The sequence below is a fragment of the Phormidium tenue FACHB-1052 genome (genome assembly GCF_014696675.1).
Lineage (GTDB): Bacteria > Cyanobacteriota > Cyanobacteriia > Phormidesmidales > Phormidesmidaceae > Nodosilinea > Nodosilinea tenuis_A.
Window position 1 is genome coordinate 102,925 of sequence record NZ_JACJQN010000005.1, and the last position, 18,757, is coordinate 121,681.

The following is an 18,757-nucleotide window of genomic DNA, read 5'->3' on the forward strand; positions in this document are numbered from 1 at the left end:
CTGACGGCCCCACGCCGAAGGCTGGGGAGAAAAATCCATCCCAGGTTATGCCGACTTACCTGCCCCTGCAACCCATGCTCCACCGAAGGGAAGCGCTCTGCCATGATGATTGACGACACCGAACTGCGTGACATCTTTAAGACCGCCAGTGAGGAGCGCTTGCAGGCCCTCGACGACGGGCTGCTCCACCTCGAAAACCACCCCGACGATGCGGCCACCCTCGAAGCTCTGATGCGCGAGGCCCATTCCCTCAAGGGTGACGGCAACATGCTGGGGGTGACTGACCTGGGTAAAGTAGCCCACCAAATTGAGCACATCTTCGGGGCCATTGGTCGTGGCGAGCAAGTTCTCTGCGCCGATCTGTTTGACCGCCTTGCCCACGGGGTAGCGGCTATGCGCCAGATCGTTCACGCTGCGGTGACGGGGGAAGCGGCCCAGGTGAAGGTGTTCTATGTGCTAGCTAAGCTGATGGGGGCCGAAGCCGCCCTGCCTGCTCCAGTAATGGCCCTAGAGGTGGACGATGCTATTTTCGATCGCGCGATCGCCCCCATCAGCACCAACGGTGTTATCCTCGACCAGGCCGTCTTGGCTCAGTCGTTGGCGGTAGGGGAGGCAACTCATCAAAACGGTAGGACACCGACTGATGAGCCTGTAGCCGCGCCTAGTCTCAGCGATCGCTACATTGCCGACAGCGAACTGCGCGACATTTTCAAGACCGCCAGCCAAGAGCGCCTGCAAGCCCTCGACGACGGGCTGCTCCACCTCGAAAAGCACCCCGACGACGCGGCCACCCTCGAAGCACTCATGCGCGAGGCTCATTCCCTCAAGGGCGATGGCAACATGCTCGGGGTCACCGATCTCGGCAAGGTCGCCCACCACATCGAGCAGATTCTCGGCGATCTGCTGCGCGGCGACGCAGAACTCTCGGCGGATCTATGCGATCGCCTCTCCCATGGCCTAACCGCCATGAATCAGCTAGTGCACGAAGCCACCACTGGCGAACCCACCGACGTCAACCTGTTCTACGTTCTCGCCGATCTCATGGGTGCCTCCCCCAGCCCCCAACCCGCTAGCCCCACCGCTGACACCATCAGTGCCCCTCCCCCAATCCCAGATCTACTCAATCACTCCCTAGCATTACTAGATCCCCCTGCCCCCATTCCCTCACCCCCTACTCCCTCACCCCTTCACTCAACCACCCCCTTACCCACCCATAACTCCCCCGACCCCGACCCCATCACCGCCACCGACTACCGCATCGAAACCATCCGCGTCCCCACCCAGAGCCTCGACGCGCTGATGACCCAGAGCGGTGAGCTGACAGTTACCAAAGTTCGCGTTGCCCACCGGCTAGCCGAGATCGACGCCATCAACAACCTATGGGAAGAGTGGAGTCGCGATTTTTTGATGAGTCGCTTTTTGCTTCACGATGCCCAGCAGGGCAAGCCCGTCTGGCAACAGCTCGACAGTTTTCAAAATCGTACCGAGCAGCATCTAGAGCGGTTTGGGACACTGGTGCGTCAGCTCGGCAGTGCCCTCCACGCCGACACCACTCGCCTTGAGACCATCACCGACAGCCTAGAGGAGGGCATTCGCACCCTTCGCCTGCTGCCGCTATCTACGCTCTTTAACCAATTTCCCCGCCTGGTGCGCGACCTGGCCCGTCAGCAGGGCAAAGCGGTGAAACTGCTGATTGAAGGGGGCGACACTCGCGCCGACAAGCGCATTCTTGAAGAGATGAAAGACCCACTGCTGCACATGATTCACAATGCCATTGACCATGGCGTTGAGTCGCCCGCCGAGCGCCTGCGGCAGGGCAAACCTGAGGTGGCTACCATCACCCTGCGCGGCTACCGCACCTCGGCGGGCATCAGCATTGAAGTCAGCGACGATGGCCGGGGGCTAGACGTGGAGTCGATCAAACAAGCGGCTGTCCGTCGGGGGCTATATCGGGCAGAAGAACTAGAGCTGCTAACCGCCGCTCAAATTCAAGGGCTGATTCTTAGTCCTGGGTTTTCGAGCCGCACGCTGGTCACCGAGATCTCCGGGCGCGGCGTCGGCCTTGATGTACTCCGCACCAACGTCGATCGCCTCAGGGGCAACATTGATGTCGAGTCCAAACCGGGCGAGGGCTGCACCCTCCGCATTCAGTTGGGCACTACTCTGGCCACAGCCCACATTCTGCTAGTGGCGGCAGGCGGTCAAACCTTTGCCCTGCCTGCCGAGTTTGTGGAGACAGCCTGCCTGGTGCAAACCAGCGAGATCTTTACGTTGGAGGGCCACAGCGCGATCAGGCACGGCGATCGCCCACTCTCGGTAGTGTGGCTGGCCGATCTGCTGGGGCTGCCGAGGGTTGACCCTAAACCGCGCGGGCGTTGGCAATCCGACCAGGGAGAACGCCCCCAGCAGCGGCATGCCTGCATTATTTTGCAGTCTGGCCCAGATCGCCTGGGCCTCTTTGTCGAGGCCTTGCTAGACGAGCAGGAGGTGGTGCTCAAACCCCAAAGCCAGTTGCTCAAGCGGGTGCGGTATATCTCTGGAGCCACTATTTTAGGCACTGGTGATGTCTGCATGGTGCTCAACCCCCAAGATTTGATTGCGGCGGTACGCCATCGGGGCAGTTCCCTAGCGCTACCGGAGGCGAGCCAGGCTGAGACCGCGACCCCGCCCGAGGCCCGTCGCCGATGTATTCTGCTGGTGGAAGACTCGATCGCCACCCGCACCCAGGAAAAACGCATTCTAGAATCGGCGGGCTACGAAGTGGTGACCGCAGTGGATGGCCTAGACGGCTTTAACAAGCTACAGACCAGGTCTTTTGACGCCGTCGTCTCTGATGTGCAAATGCCAAATTTGGACGGCCTAGGCCTCACCCAGCGCATTCGGCAGCAGCGCGAATATAGCGAACTCCCCGTGGTGCTAGTGACCACCTTAGCCAGTGAGGACGATCGCCGCCGAGGAGCCGAGGCCGGAGCCAACGCCTATATCACCAAGGGCAGTTTTACCCAAGATGTGCTGTTTGAAACCCTCAACCGACTGATTTAGCCACCTTCGAGTCACCTCGACAGAGCTGTTCAGCCGTCTTAAGTAGTAAACAAATCTAAAACAAAAGCACAGAAAACCTAGTTTTTTCAGGCTCTATTTGAACCGGAAAGGCGCTCAAAATTTGAGTTGGCGGAAAAGGCCCAAAGCAGCTTCGCAGCAGTGCAGCGACTTGGGATACTAAAGCTAATTTGTGGCTAAGCCGTTGGGCAGCAGCCTACCCATGACAGCCTTGAGCCGCTCAGGTTCGCAGGGTTTGGTCAAATAGCCAGAAGCTCCCGCCATGCGGGCTTCTTGCCGATCGGCCTCGGTATCGCGAGACGTGACCATCACAATTGGCAGGTTTTTGAACCGGGGCAGACTTCGCACCGTACGGCAAAGCTCAAACCCATCGATGCCGGGCATTGAGATATCGAGCAGCAGGGCTTCGATCATCTCTTGAGAAATTACAGTCAGCGCATCCACCGCATTGTCGGCCAGCAGCACCCGATAACTGTTATCTAAGGCGCGTTTAATCATCTGCTGACTAATTAAGCTGTCATCCACCGATAGGACGGTTTGTTTGGTGACGGCGCAGGTGGACATAGGGGAACAACCTCTTGAAATCATGTGGGCGCTTGCTATAGTTATGCCCAAAAATTAATCCTATTTATAACGTACTTATACGCAACGGCCTGATAACTACTCAAGTTTCCTATGGTTGAGGCCTAAATACCGACACAATTCCCGTTGTCAGTCCTAGGCCGCACCCGATCAAGCTGCTTGAAGCGATCGCTGTACTGATCCCGCTGTCCAGCTCTCCACCTAGCTGTGGCAAACGACATCAATAACAGGGTCAATGGTGTTAGAGTAGTGAGCCACAATTATCGGTAAGGGCTGGCTTGGGGGATGGAGTTTGAGGCGATCGCGCAGTCGTTAGCAGAGGCAGGCGGCTTCTTGGCCAGCCAAGGCTGGGCACCGGCCACCAGCGGCAACTACTCGGCTCGACTGGCCGAGGAGCAGGTAGCCATTACCGTATCGGGCCGCGACAAGGGACAGCTCACCCCCGCCGACATTATGGTGGTCGATAGCCAGGGGCAACCCTTCAGCCCAGGCAAGCGGGCATCGGCTGAAACGCTGCTACACACTAGCCTCTACCTGGCTTACCCAGAAGTGGGTGCTGTGCTGCACACCCACTCCATAGACTGCGTCAGTCTCTCTCGCTGGCTGCTGAGCCGGGGACAAGACAGCCTAGTGCTAACAAACTATGAACTGCTCAAGGCATTGCCGGGTATCACCACCCATGATGGAGAGGTTGCCATCCCAATCGTGGCCAACAGCCAAGATATGGTAGCTCTGAGCAAGACCGTGTTAACCCGGCTACAGGCAGTGCAGGCACCAGTGGGCTACATCATCGCGGGCCACGGATTGTATAGCTGGGGGGCGACGGTGCCCCAGGCGCGCATGGCCACTGAGGCCTTGGAGGTGCTGGTGAGCTGCGCCCTACAGGCCATACTGCTCGATCAAAGATTTGCTTAGCCCCTTTTACTTATCCCCTCAGGACACCCTCGATTCAAGGACTACTCCCATGACCCTACTTCGTGTTTTTAGCGATCAAGATGGCGCGACCCTGCTAGATGAGTACCGGGATGCGGAGGCGATCGCCGCTGCTCTCGCCAGCGCTGGCGTCCGCTTTGAGCAGTGGCAGACTCAGGCACCTCTGCCCCCAGCCGCCGACCCCGAAGCCATTTTGACCGCCTACGCCAAAGACATCGATCGCCTCAAAGCCGAGGGTGGCTACGTCACCGCCGACGTGATTCGCATGTACCCAGGGCATCCCCAAAAGACCGAGCTGCGGCAGAAGTTTTTGGATGAGCACATTCATAAAGAAGACGAGGTGCGCTTCTTCGTGGAGGGGCAGGCGGTATTTTACCTACACCTGGGCGATAAAATCTACGCCACCCTCTGCACCGCTGGCGACCTCATCGGCGTGCCCGCCAACACCCCCCACTGGTTCGACATGGGTGAGGAACCTCAGTTTGCCGCCATTCGCCTATTTTGCAACCCCGAGGGCTGGGTGGCCCATTTCACCGACAGCCCCATCGCTAAGAGATATCCTGATTACCATGCTTTTGCTTGAAGAGCAGCCGTTAGGGGCGATCGTGCTTGATATTGAGGGCACCACCACCGATATCGCCTTTGTCAAAAACACCCTGTTTCCCTACGCTACGGAGCGGCTAGAGGCCTTTATGGCTGAGCTGGCCCCCACCGCCGAGGGGCAGGCCATTTTGGCCCAGGTGCGGGCTGAGGTTGGCGATGCCGACCTGTCTGTAGAAGACTGCATCGCCCAACTGCTGGCCTGGGCCAAGGCCGACCAAAAGGTTACCCCCCTCAAAGCCGTGCAGGGCATGATTTGGGACGAGGGCTACCGCACCAAGGCCTACTACAGCCACGTCTATGACGATGCCGCCGCCCATATTCAGGAGTGGCATCGACGGGGGGTGCCGCTATACATCTATTCATCAGGCTCGATCGCAGCTCAAAAGTTGCTGTTTGCCCACACCATTGTGGGCGATCTCACCCCTTGTTTCCAGGGATATTTCGACACCACCACCGGAGCGAAGGTGGATGCAACTTCCTACGAAAACATCGCCAATACGCTAGAAATTGCCTCTAAGGAATTGCTGTTTCTGTCTGACCATCTAGGCGAGCTGAAAGCGGCTCAACAGGCGGGCTGGCAGGTGCGTGCAGTACAGCGCCCCGGCACCGCCGATTTTCCACCAGATCTGCCATCAATTAAGCACTTTGGGGAATTGCCCATCGCGTTTAGCGATGCTTAGCAAACATTGCAGCGCTCTTGAGACGAACGCTGCAATGTTTGTTGCTATTAGTCTAAGAGATTCTAAGGTTTCTTACTCGTAGAGCCAGCCCTTAGCAGCAGGTTCCCAGCTCACGAGTTCGGCTTCGGTGAACCACAGGGCGATTTCGGTTTGAGCGGTTTCGGGAGCATCGGAGCCGTGGATGATGTTGCGACCCACGGTCACACCCAGGTCGCCGCGAATGGTGCCGGGTTCAGCTTCGAGGGGCTTGGTCGCACCGATGATTTTGCGGGCCGAGGCGATTACGCCTTCGCCTTCCCACACCATAGCGACTACGGGGCCAGAGGTGATGAAATCGACCAGACCGGCGAAGAAGGGGCGCTCGCGGTGCACGTCGTAGTGCTTTTCGGCCAGTTCGCGGGAGACGGCCATGAACTTCAGGCCCACCAGGGTGAAGCCTTTGGTTTCAAATCGGCCAATGATGTTGCTGATCAGACCGCGCTGGACGCCGTCGGGTTTGATCATCAAAAAAGTGCGTTCCATAGATACTTGTTCCTAGTGCGTGGTGCAGAGATATGGTGAAAGACCTTTACCATGCTCAGAAACGGTGGCCATTTTGTAAAGGATTTGGTCAAAGATTCATGGTTTGGGGACGGGCCAGTAGCGATCGCCCCCGGCATCATATCGCCAGCCGCAGCCGTCGGGGTCGCGATCGCGGCTCCACGCCAGCAGATTCAACGCCACCACTGGTTGGCTCAGCTCAGCTTCGGTGCAGCCCAGGCGCTGGGCCAGATCGGCAGCGGTGAGCGAGAGCACTTGGAGCGTTACAACCTCAGCGTCCAAAGTGGTGGGACGAAAGGTGTAGAGCACATCCCCAGACGGGGTGGCTTCAAAGTCGCCCCAAAAGTCTTGGGCGCGCTGGTCGAGAAATTGGCGGGCCTCGCGGCCCGTGATCTGGGCGGCGATCGCAAAGTCGAGCACGCTAATGCGCCCCTGATGGGCTGCAACCTGGGCATAAAAAATCTGATGCAAGGCCCGCTCTCGGGCTCTTTGCCGTCGCCAAAACCATAGGGCACCCGCAAGTAGCCCACCCACTACTAGCCAGGGCAGCAATAGCTGAATCAACAGCACCGTCACCAGGGCAGCACTGGCCATGATCAGGGCCATCAGCAGGCGATATTCAAGCCCGGCACCGGGGGTATGGAAAGGCCGCTGGGGCATAGGTTCTCGGGAATGGCGGGGCGGGGCTGCTCTCTTGCCTTCTATTGAAGCAGGGGCAGACAAATCTGGGGGGTGCAGGGGTCAGCTAAAATGCTGTCACGCGGTTGCGCTGGCGGAATTGACTTCCCTTGGCCAACCCAGATCGACGCACCGATGCTGCCTGAGGTTTCGCCATGCTGACCTTTGCCTCCCCCACCGATGAAGCCCAAGCGGCTGAGCTGATGCAGCCTTGCCTGATTCGCGTAGTCGACAATATTCGCAAACACACTGAAAGCCTTGACTGGCGTACCGACTACCTAGAGCAACTGCGCTGGCCCGGCAGTGCCACCCCGGAGCAGCGCCAGCAGGTGCGGGACTTAGCCGCCCAGCTCCCTGAGGCTTCCCCAGAGGAAGAAAAAATCATTCGTCAGCAGCTCAGTCAGCTGCCTACCCCCGCCCCCGGCTATGAGCTGAAGCTGACCCAGAGCGCTGGCGAAGCCCCAGCCGAGGAACCTCGCACGGCCACCTTAGATGTTTGGGAGCTGTGCTTTGAGGTGTGCTTCGACCACTACCAGCCGCAGCAGCCCGTTTCGGTGGATCCAGCCTTGCTCGACGAGGATGGTGAAATCGACTGGTTAGCCCTCGATGAAAAGGCCAAAGCCCTGGTAGAAAAGGCCATTGACCAAGCCACCGCAGCGGCGTAGCAGGCAGATACGGCACAATAGGAATAAAATAGCCTCTTTGCAATGCTCGATCTGCACAGCCACACGACCTTTTCTGACGGCACTCTATCCCCCGCTGACTTGGTAGCGGCGGCGATCGCGGCGGGGGTAAAGGCCTTGGCGATTACCGACCACGACACCCTGGCCGGGTGGGATGAGGCGATCGCCGCCGCTGGAGACGATCTAGAGGTGGTGCCGGGGGTCGAGCTGAGCACGGTAGAAAACGGGCGATCGCTGCACATCCTGGGCTTTTATCCCGATCGAGAATCCCTAGAACCACCCCTGCGATCGCGCATTGAGGGCCGCCGTCGCCGCGCCCAGCAGATGGTCGAAAAGCTGGCGGAGCTGGGCTATCCCATTGAGCTGCCTGCCATGGCAGGCAACATGGCCCCCGGTCGGCCTCACCTAGCGGCGGCCCTGGTCAAAGCGGGCTACGTCGAGTCGAAGCGGGAGGCCTTCGATCGCTGGCTGGGGGACAGTGGCCCCGTCTTTGTGCAATACGACAAATTTTCTGCCGCTGAGGGCATTCAGCTGCTGCGGGACTGCGGCGCTGTGCCGGTGTGGGCGCATCCATACCTATTCAAAGGCTCCACTGTTGACGCGCTCCTACCCCAGCTAGTAGAAGCCGGGCTGATGGGGGTTGAGGTCTACCACCCCCATCACAGCCCCAGCGATATCCGGCGTCTAGAAACCTACTGCCGTGAGCACGACCTAGTGATGACCGGCGGCAGTGACTTCCACGGCCCCTCAGAGGCAAAGGCTAGCACTCCTAACCCCAGAGCCAAGCATCAACCCAAGGCAGCCGCTGGGCTGAATCAGCTCCACTTGCCCTTAGAATTGCTGTCCCCGCTCAAGCGAGCTGCGGCGACTCTGGACGCTGGCGCAGCCTCTTCAGCGAAGAATCGCCTGTCGAGCCCCAACCATGGCTGACCCTGCCTTTAACACCCTCTGGCAGCTAGTGGGAGGGGTACTGAAACTTAACCCAGAGGCCTTTCAAGTCTTTAACCAGATGCCCGACAGTGTTGTTTTAGGGCTGGTGTTTGTCGCGGGCTTTTCCCAGGCGGTGGGTCAGGGCATTGTGCTCTTCGTCAACCGGGTCAAGCCGCTACGGTTTGTGCTCAGCATGGTGCTGTCAGCCCTGCTGTTTGTGGCGGGCTACCTGTTTTGGGTGCTCAGCATTTGGGTGGTGAGTCGCTGGCTGCTCGATCAACCGATTTCCTGGCGGGTGGTGCAGGGTAGTTTGGCCCTGAGCTATCTACCTTTGATGTTTAGCTTTTTAGGAGCTATGCCCTATTTGGGCATGCCGCTGCTGCGGCTGCTGGCGCTGCTTAGCCTGCTGGCGGTGGTGTTTGCCCTGGCGGCGTTGGGCCAGATCTCGGTGGGGCAGGCGGCAGAGCATGTGGCGCTTGGCTGGCTGGGGCTAGTGGTGGTACAGCAAACCACCGTGGGGCAGCCGATTGTCAACCTGGGGCGCTGGCTGGCCAACTGGGCGGCAGGGGTACAGCTAGTGGTTGATCGCGGTCAGCTCAAACTGCTCATTGCGGCCAATCCTCTGGGGCCGGAACTACCGGAGGCGACGCCCGCGCATATTGGCGCTAACCCCCTACCAGGGGCCTTGCTCAAGCCGCGATCGCGACGGTTGACCCTGCTGTGGATCTACGGCAGTCTGGGCCTGCTGGCCCTGGTGGTCGCCCTCAGCCTAGAACCCCTGAGGGGGTTGATGACCCAGTGGTATGGCCAGAGCCGTCCGGCCCGCTGGTTTGCTGACCTGATCTGGATTGGCGCGATCGCCCTCGTGGTAGGTGCCATGCTCGCTCCCCTAGAGGCGCTAGGCTGGTGGGCTGGTTGGTACAGCGACGACGGTGCTTCGGCCCAGCCGTCCCAGACACCCCAGACAGACAGAACTCCTGCCAAGCTGCCGCGCCGATATATCGTCTACCTTGACGGCATCAACCAGTCCACCGCCGATTATCAGCCCACCGTGGCTCGCTACCTCGACGAGCTGGATCACAGTCTCCCTGCCGACATCACCCTGGTCAAGGGACTGATTTCCTACTCGGTACTCAACCGTTCGCTGACCGAAAACCGTCCCTTGGCTTTCTTTTGGCGCGGGGTCGAAACCCTGACTCGGCGGCTCGGCCCCTGGGTGGGAATGATCATCAACATCCGCAATATCTTGATTGTGGCGGTGTCAGCCGACCAGCGCTTTGGCCCGATCTACAACCAGGGGGTGGCCCAGCAGGTCTACGAAAGTTTGCTAGAAAATGGCTACCCGGCCCAGGGGGGCATTCCCCTCACGCTGATTGGCTACAGCGGCGGTGGACAGATTGCCGTAGGCATTGTGCCCTTTCTTAAGCGGGCCTTAGGTGCCCCGATTGAGGTGATTTCCCTCGCTGGGGTGATCGGCGGCAACGGGCGGGTGATGGAGGCAGAGCAGCTCTATCACTTGGTGGGCAGCCGAGACCCAGTCGAGCGGCTGGGGCCAATTATGTTTCCGCGTCGCTGGGCGATCGCCCCCCTGAGCTACTGGAATCGGGCCAAACGCAAGGGCAAAATCAGCTTTATCAGCCTAGGGCCAGTGGGCCACCAGGTGCCCGGTGGCGTGCTCGACGACCAAGCCTTTTTGCCCGATGGCCGCAGCCACCTCCAGCAAACCCTCGACCTCACCCTCGACATTGTGGCGGGCGACCTGCGCCAGTACCTGGATATTCAAAAGATTCAGGTGGTCAATCCCGGCGACTATTACCGGTTTCAGAGCGCGCCTTTCAACCACCCCAGCTACTACCCGGTGCAGCAAGCTTTGCCCATCCCCCAGTACCGTCCGGTGGGCGACTGGCTGGGGCGGCTGATTTTGCCCAACGCCAGCGATCGCCTTCAGCTAGAGGGCATCTGGTTCGAGTTGCTGCACACGCCCCCGGCCTACCAGCACTACCTGGGGCAGCGGGTACACCTGCGCTGGCGGTGCAACCCGGGGCTAAAAAAACGCTTCCAGGCCGTGACCCGCGACATTCACTTCAGCGCCGAGGCCGAGGCCTCGCACCGGGAGGGCATGATTTTGCCCACCCGTCTCAACCACTGGCGGTTGGTCACCCCATTAGAATCTCTAGCCGGGGCTCACCCCGTTGACGACATAATCGTCAAGCTACCTGAGCCGGTCATTGCGGAGGCGATCACCATTGGCAAATGGAATACCCTACCCCCTACTCCCCACGCCCTCACCCTCACCATCGCCCACGAACCCATTCAAATCGCAGGCCTCTACTACGCCCTGGTGCAGTTTCTGAGCCCGGTGGCAGGAACAAGCGATCGCTACCATGTCGTCCACTACAACCCTGACACGCGGAGATTTAACGGGCTGAAAGAAACCGTGCGACTGCCGCAGGTTGTACCCGACGGGAATGGCATAGAGCCATCAACCAGTCGAGATCTCGAGCGATCGCCCCTCAACGCCACCGGCTGGTACATCCACGGTGCCCAGGCCCACGACGGTGAGTTTGGGGAGTTTGTAGTGCAGGCGCTGCGGCCCCGCCAGCTCTTTCAGCTAAAACCCGATCGCACCATCGCCAGCACCCGCCGAGGACGGCAGCACCTGCACCGCGAATCCTGGGAAAACCTAGAGCAGAAAAAAGGCACCACCGAGTCAGTGCTGATCGATCCTAAAACGCCCTCTGAACAGGCGGCGATTGCCGAGTGGCAAGAGGGTGACCAGGCCCTGCTGGTGCATGTCTACGGCGGCATCGGCGGCCAAAATCGCGAGCCCGCCGCCCGAGGCCCGGTTTATTTTGGTCACTTTGCCTATGGCATCGCCACCGTGGCCCGCGAGCCGCTCACCCAAGAACTCCAGTTTGATATCCACTATCACCAGGTCTATACCCACAACCGACGCGGGCTGGTAGCGGGCACCCTCGATTGGTCAAAGTACATAGGCGATCGCCAGTGGGGATTTCTGGGCACCCGCCCCGTCTCCGATATTTTGATCAAACTGCCCGCCTACACCGAGCCCTTTGACTTCAACGGCACCGCCTGGGCCGCCCTCGACGACCTGCGCATCGAGCTAGAGCTGATGACGGCCCGCTACCGCACCGGCGACGGCACCGGCGTCACCTACGTCGGCCCCGCCAACAACTGCGCCCAAGATTCCAACCAGGCCATGTATGCCAGCGCCGCCCACCTAGAAGCTGCCGTCATCGCCCATCGGGCGACCCTCAAAGCCTGGGAAGCCGACAACCCCGACCAGGCCCAGCAATTTCAAGAGTTGCTTGATCTGCGCCGCCACCTTCAGCAAAAACTCCTGCCCTTTGGTAGCGCCCGAGCCGACTGGGCCGACGAGCGAGAATCTTTGGGCAGCAACCTGTCAGATTTTCCGCTTCAGACCGTGGGTCGTGGGCTGTTGAGCTGGCGCACCATGCTGCCGCGCAAAGCCAGCGACACCATCACCCAGCTCTGCCTGAGCCACGGAGCCAGCCTGTGGATCTTGCGCACTAACCAGGTGGGAGGCTATGACCCGACCATAGAACCCCTAGCACCTATCACCTTGTAAAGCACTTTGTACAGTTGCCAAGTAATGTGTATGTGAAGATGAAGTAAACTATCAGTCAGGCACTTTATAGCTTTCTTACGGATCTGTTATCACAGGACTAGTAGAAATACGTAGGGTTAGTGAAAATACGTAGAGTCCGGTTTATCGTTAGCTGAATTGGTCGTATTCCTAGCGTCATCGATAGTGCTCCCCACCAGTGCGTGGTGCCTGGCTCAGAGCATTCAGACCTGAAGAAGCTGTTACTGCGGTTATGCCATGCTGAACGTCGGCAAATTTTATCGTCGGAGCCACCGACATCTGGCCCCTCAAATCACTGGGCTAGTCTCCTTGATGGCGATCGTGCTGGCGGGTTTGCCAGCCCAGGCCAGTGTGACCCTCACCCGAGCCGAAGTCGAAGCCCTGCGCAATCGAGTTGAATTTATTCCTCGGGGGCGGCAGGCTCGGGCGGCGAGAATGTCAGACTTTTTGACCCTTGGGGATGCCCTGCGTACCGCCGCATCTTCCCAGGCTGACCTGCGCTTCAACGATGGCTCGCTGGCTCGGGTCGGTGAGCGGGCTACCTTTCGGTTTGTGCCCAATACCCGCAACTTTCGGCTCACCAACGGCACTGTGCTGCTGCTGATTCCGCCGGGGCAGGGCCGCACCAACATTCAAACCCCCAGTGCCGTTACGGGCATTCAGGGCTCAGCGGTGGTCGTGCGCTACGTGCCAGAAAGTGACCTGACCTTGGTGATGGCTCTCACCAACAACCCTGCTGGGCCTATGACTATCACCGCCAATAGCTGCGGCGAAGGCGTTGCCGACTGTGGCTCCACCGAATATTCCCTCTACGGCGGCCAAATGGCCCTGATTCAAAACAATCAGGTGCAGGTGGTTGAGTTCGACCTGCCCACGTTTTATCAGACCAGCCCCTTAGTTGAGGGCCTAGAGCTCGACAATCCCAATGCTGAATCTCCCCTGGGGCCTGCCCTAGAGGCCGTGCGGCAAGAAACCCTAGAAGCCCTGAGTGAGCAGGAGCCTTTCTCGGAAAGCATCACTCTGAATCCAGCCTTTATCGGTTTAGGCAGCACTGGCCAAATCGCCAGTGACCAAAATTGGCTACTGTCCCCATCTGAGGGTGGGGTCTCTCCGCTTTCAACCCTCAGCAATACTCTCACCCCCGGAAATTCGATCATCACCGCCACCCCTTCTCCATTCCCTGGGTTAGGTAGTGGCAGCATCTCCAGCCCTAGCGGCGGAAACAGTATCAATATTCCAGGGTCAACACCAATTTCACCTGCTCCAACTCAATCACCGATCGTTGGGGGTACTGATCCTAACATTGGGACAGGTGGCGGTGGCAGCGTCGGCGGTGGAACTGGCGGCGGTGGAATTATCGACGGCGGTGGCAGCGTCGGTGGTGGAACTGGCGGCGGTGGAGTTATCGATGGCGGTGGCAGCGTCGGTGGTGGAACTGGCGGCGGTGGCACTGGCCCCGGTAATGCCAATCCACCGCCGTTTAATGATGGGGTACCCGCTAATCCACCCGCTCAACCTGGCCCCTTTTTCCCACCGGTTAAGTAGGTTAGAGCCTAACCGATGGGCAGAGTGGGAGAGCGCTGTTTGAGCAGGTTGGTGTGGTGTTATACATCAATGCCAGCCTGCTTTAGGCTAAACGTGGCCATTACCGACAGTGCTAACCCATGCTGAGCCAGATTAAATCGATTGTTGAGGCGATTTCACCTCGCCTGATTGAGATTCGCCGTCACCTGCACAGCCACCCAGAGCTCAGCGGACAGGAGTACAAAACCGCAGCCTATGTGGCGGGGGTGCTTTCATCCTGCGGGCTGCGGGTACAGGAGCTGGTGGGCAAAACCGGGGTCGTGGCCGAGCTGCCGGGCAATGATGACGCTAGAATTTTGGCGATTCGGGCTGATATGGATGCCCTGCCCATTGCCGAACGGGTTGACCTGCCCTTTGCTTCAAATCAGTCGGGCATTATGCATGCCTGTGGCCACGATGTTCACACAACAGTAGGCCTAGGGACAGCTATGGTGCTGGCTCAGCTAGGCCTAACGCTGCCAGGCACCACGCGATTTTTGTTTCAGCCCGCAGAAGAGACGGCCCAGGGTGCCCGCTGGATGATTGAGGACGGGGTGATGGCGGGGGTATCAGCTATTTTGGGGCTGCACGCCTACCCTACAGTGCCGGCGCGGGCGATTGGCATTCGCTACGGGGCGCTCACCGCCGCCGCCGATGACCTAGAAATTATTATTGTGGGGGAGTCGGGCCACGGGGCGCGGCCCCACGAGGCGATCGACGCCATCTGGATTGCGTCGCAGGTGATTACGACCCTACAGCAGGCCATCAGCCGAACTCAGAACCCGCTGCACCCGATTGTGCTGACGATTGGGCAGATTCAGGGCGGACGCGCCCCCAACGTGATTGCCGATACGGTAAAGCTGCTGGGCACGGTGCGATCGCTCCATCCCGACACCCGCAACCACCTGCCCCAGTGGATTGAGGGAATCGTCGCCGGGGTGTGCCAACCCTACGGGGCCAAGTACGAGATCAACTATCGCCGGGGGGTGCCCTCGGTGCTCAATGATCCCACCCTGACCGAACTTACGGCCCGCTGCGTCAGCGAAGCCCTAGGCAACGAGTATCTGCAAATTATCCACGAGCCATCTCTGGGGGCCGAAGACTTTTCGCTGTATTTAGAGCATGCTCCAGGCACGATGTTTCGCCTGGGGGTGGGCTTTACCGATCGCGCCATCAACTACCCCCTCCACCATCCCAAGTTTGAGGTAGACGAGTCGGCGATCGCCGCTGGAGTGCTCACCATGGCCTATGCCAGCTACCGCTACTGGCAGCGATCGCCCCAGGCTTCAGGTAGTTAAACAACTAGTTTAAGCTCACTCATCACGCACGACGGCGCAAAGCTAAACCTGCGCAAGCTGGCCTTACCCCAAGGTCAAAACTTCGATAGACTGATTGGTTTGGGTGCCCCCTGGAGGATGTAACGTTGTCAACGCCGATTCCCATCTACCTGGTAAATCAGACCGACCTTGCCAAAGACCACGCCGACAGCCAAGCCTGGGCCCAGGCCACCGGGTTTAAGGCTGACACCAACACCGTCTGCCTGGTGCCCGGGCCTGAGGGGAACCTGGCTAAAGTTTTGGTGGGCAAACCCGATCCGATCGACACCTGGACTCTGGGAAATCTACCCAAAACCCTGCCGCCCCACACCTACACCCTGGCCGACGAGTGGCCCGCTGCCACCGCCACTAAGCTCTGGCTGGGCTGGTGCCTGGGCCGCTATAGCTTTGCGCCCTATAAGCGCCAGTCCCCGCCCCCGATGGCTGAGCTGGTGCCTCCGGCTGGGGCCGATACCGCCTACGTCACCACCACCGTGGCGGCCACTACCCTCGTGCGCGATCTGATCACGACCCCCGCAGGCGACATGGGGCCAGAGCAGCTTCAGGCAGCAGCGCAGAAATTGTGCGATCGCCACCTCGCCAATCTCACCACCCTGGTCGGCGATGAGCTGATTGACCAAAACTATCCGATGATTCACGCCGTGGGGCGCGCCTACACCCAGGCTCCCCGGCTGCTCGACATCACCTGGGGCGACCCCGATGCCCCCAAAGTCACCCTGGTGGGCAAAGGCGTCTGCTTTGACACGGGCGGCCTCGACATCAAGCCCGCCGCTGGCATGAAGCTGATGAAAAAAGACATGGGCGGTGCCGCCAACGCCCTCGGCCTCGCCGAGATGATCATGGGTCTTCATCTGCCCGTGCGCCTGCGGGTGCTGATTCCGGCGGTCGAAAACAGCATCGCTGGCAATGCCCTGCACCCGCTCGATGTGGTGTCTTCCCGGCGAGGGCTGACGGTGGAAGTTGGCAACACCGACGCCGAGGGTCGCCTGGTGCTAGCCGATGCCCTCTGGGAAGCCGTCTGCGAAGAACCCGCCCCCCAGCTCGTCGTCGATTTTGCCACCCTCACCGGGGCGGCCCGCGTTGCTTTGGGCACCGAACTCCCCGCCTGCTTTAGCAACCGATCCGAGCTGGCTAACACCCTGCTGAACTGTGGTCTAGCCGTCGATGACCCCCTCTGGCATCTGCCCCTGCACCAGCCCTACCGCAGCATGATCGACAGCTCCGTGGCCGACCTCTCCAATATCTCGAACAGCTCCTTTGGCGGGTCGATCACGGCTGCTCTGTTTTTGCAGGAGTTCACCCGGCCTGAGATTCCCTGGGTACACCTCGATCTGATGGCCTGGAACGTACGCAGCCTGCCCGGGCGACCCGAAGGTGGCGAAGCGATGGGCATGCGGGCGGTGTTTGAGCTGATTCAGCAGACGGTGGCCAAAGACCAGCCTACAAACTCTGCCTCCCATTGAGCACAGCAGACTACAAATAAATAGATTAACCGAACGGTTCGCCTAGTTCACCTCTTGGCGAACCCACAGTTTGACCTATTTGGCATCGATCCTCCCAATCAATTCGGATTGGGAACTAACTCCAGCTGCCCGTAAACGACTGCAAGCCTTAGAGATATTTAAAGGGCCGCTGACAGCATCAAAAACTGAAGTGCTCTAGCTCGCGATCGCCCACCTAAAACCAACATCTTTAGCTCGACCTAACACAAGTGAGCACGACTACATCAAAACTAAACGTTCAAGCCGGTTAAAGCCTATCTAAAGGCATAGGGTTCGATTAGGGGCTTTATATATGATTGAGTTTGACTGACAGCAATCTCAGGCCAAATACAATTTGGATTCATTCTATTTGACGGGAACTAGAATTGCATTTAGGTCATCTCTATACAAGATCAGCATACTAATGCTGCTAATTTGCAAGCTGTTAGTAGTCCTCAATGTTGTTTAGACGACATGCAAAATACTATGCAGCAATTAGCATAAAGACCTCTGACAAACTGCGCTCCATTGCCCCCATGAACTCCGCCAAACAGTTAAAAATAGTCTACTCCTCAGCTCCCGTAGATGCTACGAGCGTTTATATGCATTGGGTTTTGGGTCAAGACGACCCTTCTCACTTTGCGATCACCTACGCTCAGCATTTTTATGAATTAGCCAGAAAATTCAACGCAAAATCCTGGCTAATTTCATCAAGAGACAAAAAAGGTTTCATTCAGGACAATGACTTTAGGGTTGAATTTAGATCCCTCAAACATCACTCCAGAAGTAGCTTGGCCTATTTTGTCGGTCAATTTTGGTCGGGCTTAAGACTGATTATTTCGACAATCCTTTTCAGAGCTGACATTTTAATCGTTACCGAAGACAGAACCTTTTGGTTCCTGCTGAGCATTCTGCCTTGGCTTGGCGTCAAAGTTATTCCGACAATTCACTGCACTCTGTGGCCTAAATATAAACAGCCTAGTGCTGTGCAGCGAATTATTCAAAAGCTGAATAGCTGGTTCTTTCAGCATAGCTGTGTGGAAATCTGCGTTGTTTCTGAAGATATTAAAGACCAGATCGTTAAAATTACTAATGGTCGGAGTCGTCCCATTCGAACATTTGTCCCGGCCTATCGACAAGATTTCCTTAATGACGTTCAAATTCAGCATCGCAATCCTGACCCAGAAACGTTTCACGTTCTATTTGCTGGCAGGGTAGAAACCAGCAAAGGGATTTATCTACTTTTAGAAGTTGCGAAGAGATTTATAGCTGTCCGGCCCGACTGTGTATTTCACATTTGCGGCACGGGCAGTCAGGTAGAAAATCTCAAAGCTGCGGCCCTAGAGGTCGGTATTGAGAAACAGTTTGTTCTCCATGGGCACTGCGATCGCAACCAGCTCCGCAAGATGTATGAACTGTCCCATGTGATTGCGGTGCCAACCACCAAGGATTTTGTTGAAGGATTTAACAAGGTGGTGGCTGAGGGTGTAATTATGGGCAAACCAATCGTCACGTCTCCTGTTTGCCCAGCACTATCTGTAGTCAGAGAGGCAGCCGTAGAAGTGAGGCCCGATAACGTAGATGATTATCTAAACGCTATTTTGAAACTAGCGACGGACAAAGATTTTTATCGACAAAAGCAAAAAAACGCTGTGGCCCTGAGAGAACAGTTTTTTGCCTACTCAAACAGTTGGGAGGCTCAGGTAGAAGATGTTGTCCAAAAAATATGTAGAAACAACCCCAATCTCGATAAATATGGGCAAAAAGCCGCTCATCGCCCCCGGTTGACCACTGACTCAAAACCCAACTTTGTGACGCAAGAGAGCAACGGCTAGAACTCTAGCTGGTCTCGATACAGGCCCTTGACCAAGTTGTCGAGCTGCTCGTCAGGGCAGCAGTCGATCAGAATGTGGAAAGCCTCCAGCAGCTTGGCGGCACTATCGCCCATCAGCGGGCTGAGCCCCCAGACATCTTGTACCCAGTCCTTGGGGTCGGTGGCGTCAAAAATCATGCGCTCTAGCAGCTGCTTGGCCTCGTCTTTGGAAATAGACATGACGTT

At 58.1% G+C, this 18,757-nt stretch carries 15 protein-coding genes; 11 read left to right on the forward strand and 4 right to left on the reverse strand.

Translation table 11 applies throughout. From position 1 onward, the window contains the following. Positions 1-105: 105 nt before the first annotated feature. A complete protein-coding gene (locus tag H6G07_RS09095; RefSeq protein WP_422393863.1) occupies positions 106-3,042 on the forward strand; it encodes a hybrid sensor histidine kinase/response regulator in 2,937 nt (978 codons plus the stop codon). 183 nt (positions 3,043-3,225) lie between these two features. On the opposite strand, the gene H6G07_RS09100 is transcribed toward H6G07_RS09095, so the two are convergent. After that, the gene (locus H6G07_RS09100) at positions 3,226-3,624 is read right to left on the reverse strand and encodes a response regulator (RefSeq protein WP_073609533.1); all 399 of its coding nucleotides are present in this window, start codon (positions 3,622-3,624) and stop codon (positions 3,226-3,228) included. Positions 3,625-3,927: 303 nt separating this feature from the next. Between H6G07_RS09100 and H6G07_RS09105 the strand changes: the two genes are divergently transcribed. The 3 genes from H6G07_RS09105 to mtnC are packed head-to-tail and all read left to right on the forward strand — an operon-like array spanning position 3,928 to position 5,858. Continuing rightward, positions 3,928-4,557 (forward strand): methylthioribulose 1-phosphate dehydratase, encoded by a 630-nt coding sequence (locus tag H6G07_RS09105; protein WP_073609534.1) that lies wholly within the window; start codon positions 3,928-3,930, stop codon positions 4,555-4,557. 49 nt (positions 4,558-4,606) lie between these two features. Further along, on the forward strand, positions 4,607-5,158 hold the full coding sequence (locus H6G07_RS09110; protein ID WP_073609535.1) for a 1,2-dihydroxy-3-keto-5-methylthiopentene dioxygenase: 552 nt from the start codon (positions 4,607-4,609) through the stop codon (positions 5,156-5,158). After that, positions 5,145-5,858: an acireductone synthase gene (mtnC, locus tag H6G07_RS09115; protein WP_073609536.1), complete on the forward strand. Its 714-nt coding sequence runs from the start codon at positions 5,145-5,147 to the stop codon at positions 5,856-5,858. Before H6G07_RS09110 ends, mtnC begins: the two co-directional genes overlap by 14 nt. 72 nt (positions 5,859-5,930) lie before the next feature. Here the strand turns inward: mtnC and ndk are convergent, their stop codons facing one another. Together ndk and H6G07_RS09125 are read right to left on the reverse strand one after the other, a co-directional pair. Next, a complete protein-coding gene (gene ndk / locus H6G07_RS09120; protein WP_073609537.1) occupies positions 5,931-6,380 on the reverse strand; it encodes a nucleoside-diphosphate kinase in 450 nt (149 codons plus the stop codon). A gap of 96 nt (positions 6,381-6,476) precedes the next feature. Then, a complete protein-coding gene (locus tag H6G07_RS09125; RefSeq protein ID WP_073609538.1) occupies positions 6,477-7,058 on the reverse strand; it encodes a hypothetical protein in 582 nt (193 codons plus the stop codon). A 173-nt stretch (positions 7,059-7,231) separates the two neighbouring features. Between H6G07_RS09125 and H6G07_RS09130 the strand changes: the two genes are divergently transcribed. From H6G07_RS09130 to H6G07_RS09160, 7 genes are all read left to right on the forward strand, one after another. Then, the gene (locus H6G07_RS09130) at positions 7,232-7,741 is read left to right on the forward strand and encodes a hypothetical protein (RefSeq protein WP_073609539.1); all 510 of its coding nucleotides are present in this window, start codon (positions 7,232-7,234) and stop codon (positions 7,739-7,741) included. 42 nt (positions 7,742-7,783) lie between these two features. Beyond that, positions 7,784-8,689 (forward strand): PHP domain-containing protein, encoded by a 906-nt coding sequence (locus H6G07_RS09135; protein ID WP_073609540.1) that lies wholly within the window; start codon positions 7,784-7,786, stop codon positions 8,687-8,689. Then, complete coding sequence (locus tag H6G07_RS09140; protein WP_073609541.1) at positions 8,682-12,299, forward strand: CAAX protease; 3,618 nt, start codon at positions 8,682-8,684, stop codon at positions 12,297-12,299. Before H6G07_RS09135 ends, H6G07_RS09140 begins: the two co-directional genes overlap by 8 nt. A 255-nt stretch (positions 12,300-12,554) precedes the next feature. Continuing rightward, positions 12,555-13,862, forward strand: coding sequence for a FecR domain-containing protein (locus tag H6G07_RS09145; protein ID WP_084173322.1), 1,308 nt, complete (start codon positions 12,555-12,557; stop codon positions 13,860-13,862). Positions 13,863-13,981: 119 nt separating this feature from the next. After that, entirely contained in the window at positions 13,982-15,178 is a 1,197-nt protein-coding gene (locus H6G07_RS09150; RefSeq protein ID WP_073609542.1) for a M20 family metallopeptidase, read from the forward strand. A 125-nt stretch (positions 15,179-15,303) separates the two neighbouring features. Continuing rightward, positions 15,304-16,680 carry a leucyl aminopeptidase family protein gene (locus tag H6G07_RS09155; protein WP_073609543.1) on the forward strand — a complete coding sequence of 459 codons (1,377 nt, stop codon included), beginning with the start codon at positions 15,304-15,306 and terminating at the stop codon, positions 16,678-16,680. A gap of 554 nt (positions 16,681-17,234) precedes the next feature. Next, on the forward strand, positions 17,235-18,533 hold the full coding sequence (locus H6G07_RS09160; protein ID WP_073609544.1) for a glycosyltransferase family 4 protein: 1,299 nt from the start codon (positions 17,235-17,237) through the stop codon (positions 18,531-18,533). On the opposite strand, the gene H6G07_RS09165 is transcribed toward H6G07_RS09160, so the two are convergent. Then, on the reverse strand, positions 18,530-18,751 hold the full coding sequence (locus H6G07_RS09165; protein WP_073609545.1) for a hypothetical protein: 222 nt from the start codon (positions 18,749-18,751) through the stop codon (positions 18,530-18,532). The genes H6G07_RS09160 and H6G07_RS09165 overlap by 4 nt on opposite strands. Positions 18,752-18,757 lie beyond the last annotated feature (6 nt).

Bases quoted from the DNA above. Each gene is read 5' to 3' on its own strand.
- ndk (WP_073609537.1), bottom strand. From the start codon at position 6,380: ATGGAACGCACTTTTTTGATGATCAAACCCGACGGCGTCCAGCGCGGT.
- H6G07_RS09160 (WP_073609544.1), top strand. From the start codon at position 17,235: ATGAACTCCGCCAAACAGTTAAAAATAGTCTACTCCTCAGCTCCCGTA.
- H6G07_RS09165 (WP_073609545.1), bottom strand. From the start codon at position 18,751: ATGTCTATTTCCAAAGACGAGGCCAAGCAGCTGCTAGAGCGCATGATT.
- H6G07_RS09105 (WP_073609534.1), top strand. From the start codon at position 3,928: ATGGAGTTTGAGGCGATCGCGCAGTCGTTAGCAGAGGCAGGCGGCTTC.
- H6G07_RS09125 (WP_073609538.1), bottom strand. From the start codon at position 7,058: ATGCCCCAGCGGCCTTTCCATACCCCCGGTGCCGGGCTTGAATATCGC.
- H6G07_RS09095 (WP_422393863.1), top strand. From the start codon at position 106: ATGATTGACGACACCGAACTGCGTGACATCTTTAAGACCGCCAGTGAG.
- H6G07_RS09150 (WP_073609542.1), top strand. From the start codon at position 13,982: ATGCTGAGCCAGATTAAATCGATTGTTGAGGCGATTTCACCTCGCCTG.
- H6G07_RS09140 (WP_073609541.1), top strand. From the start codon at position 8,682: ATGGCTGACCCTGCCTTTAACACCCTCTGGCAGCTAGTGGGAGGGGTA.
- H6G07_RS09135 (WP_073609540.1), top strand. From the start codon at position 7,784: ATGCTCGATCTGCACAGCCACACGACCTTTTCTGACGGCACTCTATCC.
- mtnC (WP_073609536.1), top strand. From the start codon at position 5,145: ATGCTTTTGCTTGAAGAGCAGCCGTTAGGGGCGATCGTGCTTGATATT.
- H6G07_RS09130 (WP_073609539.1), top strand. From the start codon at position 7,232: ATGCTGACCTTTGCCTCCCCCACCGATGAAGCCCAAGCGGCTGAGCTG.
- H6G07_RS09145 (WP_084173322.1), top strand. From the start codon at position 12,555: ATGCTGAACGTCGGCAAATTTTATCGTCGGAGCCACCGACATCTGGCC.
- H6G07_RS09100 (WP_073609533.1), bottom strand. From the start codon at position 3,624: ATGTCCACCTGCGCCGTCACCAAACAAACCGTCCTATCGGTGGATGAC.
- H6G07_RS09110 (WP_073609535.1), top strand. From the start codon at position 4,607: ATGACCCTACTTCGTGTTTTTAGCGATCAAGATGGCGCGACCCTGCTA.